The sequence below is a fragment of the Vibrio sp. 2130-1 genome (assembly GCF_033339515.1).
In genome coordinates this window covers 127,243-136,807 of sequence record NZ_JAWOUT010000014.1, presented here as the reverse complement: position 1 = coordinate 136,807, position 9,565 = coordinate 127,243, and the positions used below count along the sequence as shown (strand labels likewise).

General features: G+C 45.7%; 10 protein-coding genes and 1 other RNA gene. 7 read left to right on the top strand and 4 right to left on the bottom strand.

The features are described 5' to 3' along the window. The first annotated feature begins 98 nt into the window (after nt 1-98). Both sspA and sspB read left to right on the top strand, forming a co-directional pair. The gene (gene sspA / locus R7Q09_RS19180) at nt 99-734 is read left to right on the top strand and encodes a stringent starvation protein SspA (protein ID WP_005372897.1); all 636 of its coding nucleotides are present in this window, start codon (nt 99-101) and stop codon (nt 732-734) included. Nucleotides 735-751: 17 nt separating this feature from the next. Beyond that, a complete protein-coding gene (sspB, locus tag R7Q09_RS19175; protein ID WP_005387408.1) occupies nt 752-1,237 on the top strand; it encodes a ClpXP protease specificity-enhancing factor in 486 nt (161 codons plus the stop codon). 71 nt (nt 1,238-1,308) lie between these two features. Here the strand turns inward: sspB and R7Q09_RS19170 are convergent, their stop codons facing one another. The 4 genes from R7Q09_RS19170 to R7Q09_RS19155 are packed head-to-tail and all read right to left on the bottom strand — an operon-like array spanning nt 1,309 to nt 4,759. After that, nucleotides 1,309-1,977, bottom strand: coding sequence for a BON domain-containing protein (locus R7Q09_RS19170; RefSeq protein WP_017633609.1), 669 nt, complete (start codon nt 1,975-1,977; stop codon nt 1,309-1,311). Nucleotides 1,978-1,998: 21 nt separating this feature from the next. Further along, complete coding sequence (locus R7Q09_RS19165) at nt 1,999-2,589, bottom strand: phosphoheptose isomerase (RefSeq protein ID WP_005372901.1); 591 nt, start codon at nt 2,587-2,589, stop codon at nt 1,999-2,001. A gap of 3 nt (nt 2,590-2,592) precedes the next feature. Next, nucleotides 2,593-2,961 (bottom strand): YraN family protein, encoded by a 369-nt coding sequence (locus R7Q09_RS19160; protein WP_005372903.1) that lies wholly within the window; start codon nt 2,959-2,961, stop codon nt 2,593-2,595. Continuing rightward, on the bottom strand, nt 2,948-4,759 hold the full coding sequence (locus R7Q09_RS19155) for a penicillin-binding protein activator (RefSeq protein ID WP_005372905.1): 1,812 nt from the start codon (nt 4,757-4,759) through the stop codon (nt 2,948-2,950). Before R7Q09_RS19155 ends, R7Q09_RS19160 begins: the two co-directional genes overlap by 14 nt. Nucleotides 4,760-4,827: 68 nt before the next feature. Between R7Q09_RS19155 and rsmI the strand changes: the two genes are divergently transcribed. The 5 genes from rsmI (at nt 4,828) to R7Q09_RS19130 (ending at nt 9,528) form a co-directional block, all read left to right on the top strand. After that, nucleotides 4,828-5,691: a 16S rRNA (cytidine(1402)-2'-O)-methyltransferase gene (gene rsmI, locus R7Q09_RS19150; RefSeq protein ID WP_005372907.1), complete on the top strand. Its 864-nt coding sequence runs from the start codon at nt 4,828-4,830 to the stop codon at nt 5,689-5,691. A 167-nt stretch (nt 5,692-5,858) separates the two neighbouring features. Then, an RNA gene (rnpB, locus tag R7Q09_RS19145) (RNase P RNA component class A) lies at nt 5,859-6,289 on the top strand. A 175-nt stretch (nt 6,290-6,464) separates the two neighbouring features. Further along, complete coding sequence (gene rsmH / locus R7Q09_RS19140) at nt 6,465-7,415, top strand: 16S rRNA (cytosine(1402)-N(4))-methyltransferase RsmH (RefSeq protein WP_017633610.1); 951 nt, start codon at nt 6,465-6,467, stop codon at nt 7,413-7,415. A 5-nt stretch (nt 7,416-7,420) separates the two neighbouring features. Next, nucleotides 7,421-7,738: a cell division protein FtsL gene (gene ftsL, locus R7Q09_RS19135; RefSeq protein WP_005372920.1), complete on the top strand. Its 318-nt coding sequence runs from the start codon at nt 7,421-7,423 to the stop codon at nt 7,736-7,738. Further along, nucleotides 7,735-9,528: a penicillin-binding transpeptidase domain-containing protein gene (locus R7Q09_RS19130; protein WP_086046525.1), complete on the top strand. Its 1,794-nt coding sequence runs from the start codon at nt 7,735-7,737 to the stop codon at nt 9,526-9,528. Before ftsL ends, R7Q09_RS19130 begins: the two co-directional genes overlap by 4 nt. Nucleotides 9,529-9,565 lie beyond the last annotated feature (37 nt).

The following is a 9,565-nucleotide window of genomic DNA, read 5'->3' as shown; positions in this document are numbered from 1 at the left end:
TGGCGCTGGACTAAACAAAGGCCCCCTTTTAGGGGGCTCACACAAAGCCACCTTCTTTAGAAGGTGGTAATTTACTTGTAAGTGTACTGGAGGGCTCCATGGCTGTAGCTGCCAATAAACGTTCTGTGATGACTCTTTTCTCAAGTGCATCAGATTTGTATAGCCATCAGGTTCGCATTGTACTAGCTGAAAAAGGTGTAAGTGTTGAAGTTGAGCTTGTTGACGAAGCAAACCTTCCTGCTGAGCTTGTTGAGCTAAACCCATATAAATCAGTGCCAACTCTTGTTGACCGTGAGCTAGCTCTTTACGATTCAAAAATCATCATGGAGTACTTGGACGAGCGTTTCCCTCATCCACCTCTAATGCCGGTTTACCCTGTTGCTCGTGGCAACAGCCGCTTGATGATGTACCGTATCGAACGCAACTGGTATTCACTCGCTGAAAAAGTGATGAAAGGTAATGCGGAAGAATCAGAAAAAGCACGCACAAAGCTGCGTAATGATCTTCTGACGTTAGCGCCAATTTTTGCTGAATATGAGTACTTCATGAGCGAAGAATTCAGCTTGATCGATTGTTACCTAGCTCCACTATTGTGGCGTTTGCCTCAACTTGGTATCGATCTTGTTGGCCCTGGTTCAAAAGAAATCAAGGTATACATGAACCGCGTATTTGAACGTGATTCGTTCCTTGCTTCTTTGACTGAAGCTGAACGTGAAATGCGCCTAGTTCGCTAAGCGATTTAAAACACGTTATGGATATTGCAAAAATGACTGCTCGCCGCCCGTATATGCTTCGCGCATTTTACGACTGGTTAGTAGACAATGACTTGACTCCTCACTTGGTTGTGGATGCAACAATGCCAGGGGTGCGTGTCCCGGTTGAATTTATTCAAGATGGTCAAATTATTTTGAATATTGCGCCACGTGCAGTGGGTAATCTTGAGTTAGGTAATGATGCGATTACCTTCCATGCTCGCTTTAGCGGTCGTCCGCACTCAGTGATCGTGCCTGTGTATGCTGTTCAAGCTATTTATGCACGTGAGAATGGTGCTGGTACTATGTTTGAACCAGAAGAAGCGTACACTCACATCGAAGAAGAAGCGATGACCGAGGAAGAATCATCCCCATCGTTCACAACGGTTAGCGATGAGCCTTCTGAGTTAGTTTCTGATTCAGATGCCGAAGAGGACGATGCTCCTCGACCAAAAGGCAAACCAAGCTTAAGAGTGATTAAATAATAAAAAAGCAGCGTAACGCTGCTTTTTTCTTTTTAACTTGTTGAAGATGATTTCAAGCCAGACTTTGGAAATTACTCACTAATCGTAAAGACTTCGACGTTCTCTTCACTTTCTGTACTTGCCTCACTTTCTATTGTTTGTACACCGTCACTCGGTAAGTCTACTTCAACAGGCTCCATTTCGCCGTATTGGAACCCTTTAATGACTTGTTTTACGCCTGAGATATTACGCGCGATTTCTGTCGCTCGATCGCCTTGCTCTGGCGTGACATAACCAAACAGAAAAACGTCGCCATCTTCGGTGATCACTTTAACCTTAACACCATTAAGCTCAGAATCAGTAAGCAAAGCTGACTTTACTTTGGTTGTGATCCAGCTGTCATTGCTAATCTGGGTAACAGTGAGTGGCTCTTTTTGTTTGATTTGATTGTGTATGACTTTTACACCACTAACTTCTCGAGCCCTTCGCTCTAAAGCAAGGATAAGGTCTTGTGTCGGAGCTTGTCCCATAAGGACTACAGTCCCATTATATGAACTGGCAACGACACGAACTTCACCTTTAAACGGTGCTTTATTGCCGATCGCCGCAACTTCGAATTCGATGTTATTGTCCTGCCAGATTTGTTTTGTCGTGCGTGTGTCCGTGACAATATTCGCTGTGGTTGCTGCACCTGCGATAAACAAACCTGCGCAACCACTTAAACTCAATGCTGTTAATAAGATAACGAGGCTACGTATCATAATTCTGACTCTCAGTCTTGGTTACTCTTCGTGAGCAGGGAAAAGCACCTGGTCAATAAGATCACAAAGACAATGGAGTGTTACCATATGTACTTCGTGAATACGTGCAGTGCGGTGTGATGGAATACGAATTTCGACGTCGTTCTCACCGAGCAGTCCTGCCATCTCTCCGCCATCTTTTCCTGTGAGCGCGATAATCGTCATATCTCGAGTTACGGCTGCTTCCATCGCTTTGATAATATTTTTACTGTTACCGCTAGTCGACATGGCAAGCAAAATGTCGCCTGGTTGACCAAACGCTCGTACCTGTTTTGAGAAGATTTCCTGGTAGTGGTAATCGTTGGCCACTGCGGTTAGGGTAGTATTATCGGCGGTTAAGGCCATTGCTGGTAGGCTAGGGCGCTCAGTTTCAAAACGGTTTAAAAGACAAGAAACAAATTGTTGAGCGTTTGAAGCACTGCCGCCATTACCACAACATAAAATTTTATTGCCATTAAGCAGGCTCGACACCATCGCTTGAGCTGCATGAGTAATGGCATCAGGCAGCGCCTCTGCTGCTGCGATTTGAATTTGAATACTTTCTGTAAAGCTGTCTTTAATGCTGTCTAGCATCGCTTATCCTTCAGAGATTGCGTTTTCTATCCAGTTGATATCTCGCCCATTATCATGAATGGCGATGACATCAAATCGATAATCGATATTGTGTTTTAAGCGCTTTTGTTGGCTAAGCCAAACTTGTGCGGTTTTGACTAGCTTGCGCATTTTAGCGTGCGTCACCATTTCTGCTGCCGAGCCAAAGTGATTGTTCTTACGGTATTTGACTTCAACAAACACAATAGTTTCACCTTGTTGGAAGATTAAATCAATCTCACCGACCTTAGTCAGAAAATTTTGTTCAATAAAGTTTAAGCCCTGGCGTTGTAAATACTGCTTCGCCAGAGCTTCATATTGATTTCCGATTTGGCGCTTGCTAAAGAGCCCCACGCTCAGCCCAGCTTAGCTCACGCTGTACAACACAATTATTGTCGATACTTAAAATACCGGTTTGGCCGCCAACTGAGTAGCCCGGAACGACCTTCATTTGTGGCAGCTCCCCAATCAATTTATACGCATCCATACCCAGTGCTTTCAAACGTTTTTCCATGTTAGATTGCTCTGACCACAGCTCGTTCATTTCAGCGGTCACGCTAGGGTCTGGGTCAATCAGTAATGGAATATCGCTGTAGATGATGCCTGTTAGATCTTCGTAAGTCGCGCCGCCACTGTTGCTACGCGAGCTAGAGAAAATTTGTGGCGCTTTGGCGTCTGGGTTAATCGCTACCTCAATAAACGGCTTGATCAAAGTCAGTTCCGTGCTTCTAGCAACAATATAAACCGCATCGACATCACGACGGCTACGTGGCTGTGTTTCAAGCTTGATACGCATTAATGATTGCATCTGAGCAATACGTTGTTTGCTTTCTTGCAGACCAAATACTTCATTGATGTCTTTTTGAAGTTGGCGCTTGTCGCCAAAATAACTTGCTGCGACTTTATTAGAGCTGTACTTGCGCCATTCTTTGTTGAACGCTTCAGTTACGCGCTCACCAAAGCTGCCCTTTGGTGCCAGAATCAGAGGGAAGTTATAGCCTTCGCTGAACAAGTGTTTCGCTGCCTGTGCGGCTTCTTGTTCTGGTGATAATGCCAAGTAGCAAATATTGCTATCTGGTTGCACATCTTCGGGAATATTTAGCGCAAGGGCTGGAATCGTAGGACCATTTTCTGAGCCATCCATGGTTGTGTGCAATAGCTCAACGTTTTCTTTTTCTAGGGGACCAACAACAAAGTCGATGTTTTCATTGATCAAACGTTGTTTAATTTGGTCGGCGTTATACGCATTAGTGTCGATTACCGTGAGGGTAGCGCTTGGATCACGGTTACGATCATTCATCATCGCAAACACAAAACCATCACGAATTAATTGCGCTTGTGGCGAGAACTTACCAGTAAGCGGCAGTAACAAAGCGGTGTTGTTTGGTTTAACAATGTCTAGAGAGAGAATGTTTTGAATCTCTTCTGGTGTGTAGATAGCGGCTGGGTGCGATGGGTTCTCGTTTAACCAGCGTTCTAGGGTATTTTTTAGTTGGGATAAGTTGCCCGACAGCGTTTTCGCATAAATAGCGAGTTGTAGCCAACCATCCAAAACATCTTCATTTGGCTCTGTTTCTAATGAGGTCAGTTCGTACTCGGAGTAGCTGCCAAAGTTCATCCAAATACGGCTAGAAATCTCTCTCTGCTCCGCGGACGATGCATATTGGCCAAATGCAACCAGTTGGCGGTTTGCCTCAAACGCTTGGTTAAGACCTTGATAAGCGTCGGCACGCATCAAGTAATAGTCTTTCCATTGCTCATTTGGCAACTTCCACCAAGGTTTAAAATTCAACAATTGCAGCAACTGAGAGTAATTACCCTGTTTTTGCTGTATGGTCGCACGCGCTAGTTGCCACTCTGCTTGCTGAACTTCGGTTAACTGTTGACGAGCCAGGCGCTTGATCAACATTTCTGCTTGATCAAACTGGTTTGCTTGAATCGCGGCTTTGGTTGCCATGATCAACCAGTCATTTTGTAAACTGCCTTCCGTGCTATCAGCTTGGATCATATAGTTCTGAACAGACTGAGTAGGCTCAAGTGTTACATCAACGCCATCAGGCTGTCTTGGACCTGAAGAACAGGCGGCGAGCGTAATTGCTAGTGCAACAGGAGTAAGTATGCGTGGTACACTGAGTCTCTTATGGTTAATCATTGCCGTGAGTTCTCTATAATTTTGTACAAAATTGTCTCTATATTAATCGTTGAAGTGATGGTAAACAAATGACAGATAAAAATAAGTTGCCGAATGAGGGGCCAACTCTCTATATCGTACCGACTCCAATCGGAAATTTAGCGGATATCACCCAACGTGCTATCGAAATTCTGTCGACTGTGGACATCATTGCCGCTGAGGATACTCGACATACGGGCAAATTACTGTCTCACTTCAATATTCAAACCAAAACTTTTGCTCTACATGACCACAATGAGCAGCAAAAAGCACAAGTTTTGGTAGAAAAGCTGCTTTCCGGTCAGTCTATCGCATTAGTTTCTGACGCTGGTACGCCACTTATCAGCGACCCAGGATACCATTTGGTGACAAAATGTCGTCAAGCGGGCGTTAGAGTTGTGCCTCTTCCAGGTGCCTGTGCGGTCATTACGGCGTTAAGTGCCTCTGGCTTGCCATCTGATCGCTTTAGCTTCGAAGGTTTTTTACCCCCGAAAAGCAAAGGTCGTAAGGATAAATTCCTAGAGATTGCTTCGGTAGAGCGTACGTGTATTTTTTACGAGTCACCGCACCGTATTTTAGACTCTCTACAAGACATGTTAGACGTTCTTGGCCCAGATAGAGAAGTTGTGTTGGCAAGAGAGCTAACAAAAACCTTTGAAACCATTCAAGGCATGCCGTTAGGTGAGCTGATTGAATGGGTGAAAAGTGACGATAACCAACAGCGTGGTGAAATGGTATTGTTGGTACATGGCCATCGTGAAACAACAGACGACTCACTACCTGAAGATGCTTTACGCACGTTAGGGATTTTGACCAAAGAGCTGCCTTTGAAAAAAGCAGCTGCTTTGGTGGCAGAAATACATAACTTGAAGAAGAATGCGCTATATAAATGGGGCTTAGAAAACTTAGACTAAGTGCCGCTAGCGAGATAAATGGTCAATGAGGGCTGATGTTTAGGAATCGGCCTTTTTATTATCTATTTTTGGCGCGCTGACTAAAAAGTCATCACTTAGTGCATTCATTTCATCATATCTGTGATCTAACTAGACTCTGAAGTGAGAACTCTATACAATCCGCCCTCGGAGCTGACTGGGTAGTCGCTGCTTTGTTGATGTCCTTCGGGAGACTGACGTCGAAGTCCTTTTGGGAGACTGACGTTGACGTCCTTCGGGAGACTGACAAAGGGGAGGAAAGTCCGGGCTTCATAGAGCAAGGTGCCAGGTAACGCCTGGGGGGCGCAAGCCTACGACAAGTGCAGCAGAGAGAAGACCGCCGATGGCCCGTAAGGGTACAGGTAAGGGTGAAAGGGTGCGGTAAGAGCGCACCGGACGACTAGCAATAGTTCGTAGCAGGGTAAACTCCACCTGAAGCAAGACCAAATAGGCCTCCACATTGCGTTGCTCGCGTAAGGAGGCGGGTAGGTTGCTCGAGCCAGTGAGTGATTGCTGGCCTAGACGAATGGCTACCGCCGCGCAAGCGGAACAGAACCCGGCTTATGTGTCGGCTCCACCTATTCGAGACCCATCTCTACTTCGGTAGTGATGGGTTTTTTGCATTTAATTGACGCAAACTATGTCATTACCAATAAACTTGGCGTAAATCACGTCTAACTTTAGACTTGTGGTGGCGATGATGTAGGAAATCAGTACACTAAAGAATCGCTTCAAGATCATTCAACGAGAAAGCTATGACCGAAACCTTCCAACATATTTCCGTGTTATTAAATGAATCCATTGATGGCTTAGCTATCAAACCAGACGGCGTCTATATTGATGGAACATTTGGCCGTGGCGGTCACAGCCGGACAATTCTATCTAAACTCGGTGAAAATGGCCGACTGTACAGTATCGACCGTGACCCTCAAGCGATCGCTGAGGCAGGCAAAATCAATGACCCTCGCTTCACCATTATTCATGGTCCATTTTCTGGTATTGCTGAGTATGCTGAAGAGTATGGACTAGTTGGAAAAGTGGATGGTGTTCTGCTGGATTTAGGCGTTTCTTCTCCTCAGTTAGACGACGCAGAGCGTGGCTTTAGCTTTATGAAAGATGGTCCGTTAGATATGCGTATGGACCCGACATCAGGTATTCCAGTATCTCAATGGTTGATGGAAGCAGACCTCGATGATATCACTTGGGTCATTCGCGAGTTCGGGGAAGATAAACATGCGCGCCGTATTGCAAAAGCGATTGTTGCCTACCGTGAAGATGAAGAAAATGAGCCAATGGTTCGCACTGGTCAGCTGGCAAAATTGATTTCAGATGCCGCACCGAAAAGTTTTAAAGAGAAAAAACACCCTGCGACTCGTGCTTTCCAGGCTTTTCGTATTTACATCAACAGTGAGTTAGAAGAAATTGATACGGCACTTAAAGGCGCGGCGAGCATTCTGGCTCCTGAAGGCCGTTTATCTGTGATTAGCTTCCACTCTCTGGAAGACCGTATGGTCAAACGTTTTATCCGTAAAGAGAGCAAAGGGCCTGAAGTGCCACACGGTATTCCAATGACGGAAGAGCAAATTCGTGCTCTTGGTAGTGCGAATATGAAAGCGGTGAGCAAAGCGATTAAGCCAAGCAAACAAGAAATTGAAATGAACCCTCGCTCGCGCAGCTCTGTGTTAAGAATTGCGGAAAAGCTTTAATTATTATGACGAAATCCACTCCTAATCTTGCTAAGTTGATTGCAACAGATCTCCTCACTGTTGGTCGCTGGCCATTACTGTTGTTGCTATTGATCGTGGCATCGGCAATGGGAGTGGTATTTGCTACCCACCATGCGCGTCAAGCGATTACCGAGAAAGACCATACGTTGGTTGAACGAGAACGATTAGATAGCGAATGGCGTAACTTAATGTTGGAAGAAACTGCCCTCGCGGAACACAGTCGTGTTCAAGACCTTGCCAAAAAAGAACTTGAAATGAAACGACCTGATGGCGATAAAGAAGTGGTTGTCACGCTCAAATGATTAGAAAAAAATCCAACACGAAACAAGCCAATAAGCGTAAACCTGTAGCAAAAGAGAAAGCGGCTACGGGGGATAAGAAAACCGATAACAAAGCAGTGAAAGTGGCGGTCGAAGAATCTTTCTTGATTCGTTGGCGCTTCCATCTATTACTGTTTTTTGTTTTTTGTGCATTTGCCCTTTTGGTGGCACGCGTAGCCTACATCCAAATCATTGAGCCAGATAACCTGATTAAACAAGGTGACCTACGTTCGGTTCGTGTTAAATCCATTCCTTCTGCTCGCGGTATTATTTCGGATCGAAATGGTGAGCCGCTTGCTGTCAGTGTACCGGTTGAGGCGGTTTGGGCAGATCCTGCCACGATATTTAAAGAAAACGCGTTAAGCCAGACCAAAAGTTGGCATGCATTAGCGGATGTTCTTGGTATTGACCGACAAGGGTTAATAGACAAAATCAAGCGCAATGAAAAACGCCGCTTTATCTACTTGCAGCGCCAGGTCAGTCCGGCCATGGCGAACTATATTCGTGAGTTAAAGCTGCCAGGTGTTGGCCTTAAGTCGGAATCTCGTCGTTATTATCCTGCAGGTGAGGTTAGTGCTCACTTAGTCGGTGTGACAGGCATTGACGGGCATGGCCTAGAAGGTGTGGAGCGTAGCTACGATGAGTGGCTCACTGGCGCGGCGGGTAAGAAAACTATTCGTAAAGATCGTTATGGTCGTGTTGTGGAAAACATTGCTTGGCAAGACAAGCAAGAAGGTAAATCACTTCAGTTAACCATCGATCAGCGCCTACAGGCGATTGCGTATCGTGCGATTAAGCAAGCCGTTGCGGACCACCGCGCCACTTCAGGTTCCGTTGTTATGTTGGATGTAAAAACGGGCGCCGTATTGGCCATGGTTAATGCTCCTTCTTACAACCCTAACAATCGTAGCGATTGGCAAAGCTATCAAATGCGTAACCGAGTGATCACGGACTCAATGGAGCCTGGTTCGACCATTAAGCCTTTCGTTATTTTAGCCGCCTTAGAAAATGGGATAGCCGATAAAGATACCATCGTAGATACCGGTAATGGTGTCCTACGTTTAGGTGGTAGTCGAGTCAGAGATGTCTCTCGCGTAGGCAAAGCGAGCTTGACCACGATCCTTAAAAAGTCGAGTAATATCGGTGTGACGAAGCTAGCAATGCAAATGCCGGTAGAGGCGCTTCTTGGGCTGTACAGTTCAGTGGGTTTTGGTGAGCTTTCTGGCCTAAACCTAGTTGGGGAAGTGACGGGTATTTTTCCTACACGAACTCGTTGGTCGCCAATTGAACGCGCCACGATTGCGTTTGGTTATGGTCTATCAATTACACCAATCCAGCTAGCCCATGCTTATGCGACGCTTGGAAACCTTGGCAAATACGAGCCTATTCATATTATCGAAAGCAATGATCATGACATGTCACGTCAAGTGGTGAGTGCGAAGTATGCGCGTCAAGTATTAGACATGTTGGAAACCGTAACTCAAAAAGGGGGCTCGGCTCGCAGAGCGGCAGTTCCTGGTTATCGAGTGGGAGCGAAAACAGGTACATCACGTAAAGCTTCTGCCGGTGGGTACAGCGATGAGTACATCACCTACACGGCTGGGCTTGCTCCGGTTAGCGATCCGCGAATTGCTTTAGTAGTGATCGTAAACGAGCCTCAAGGTGATGACTACTATGGTGGTTCGGTAGCGTCTCCTGTCTTCTCTGAAATCATGAAAGGCGCGCTACAAATACTCAATGTTGCACCTGACGAAAACAAATTCCAACAGTAAGCCCTGTGGTTTACTGAGCAAACAAAATTAAGAAAAC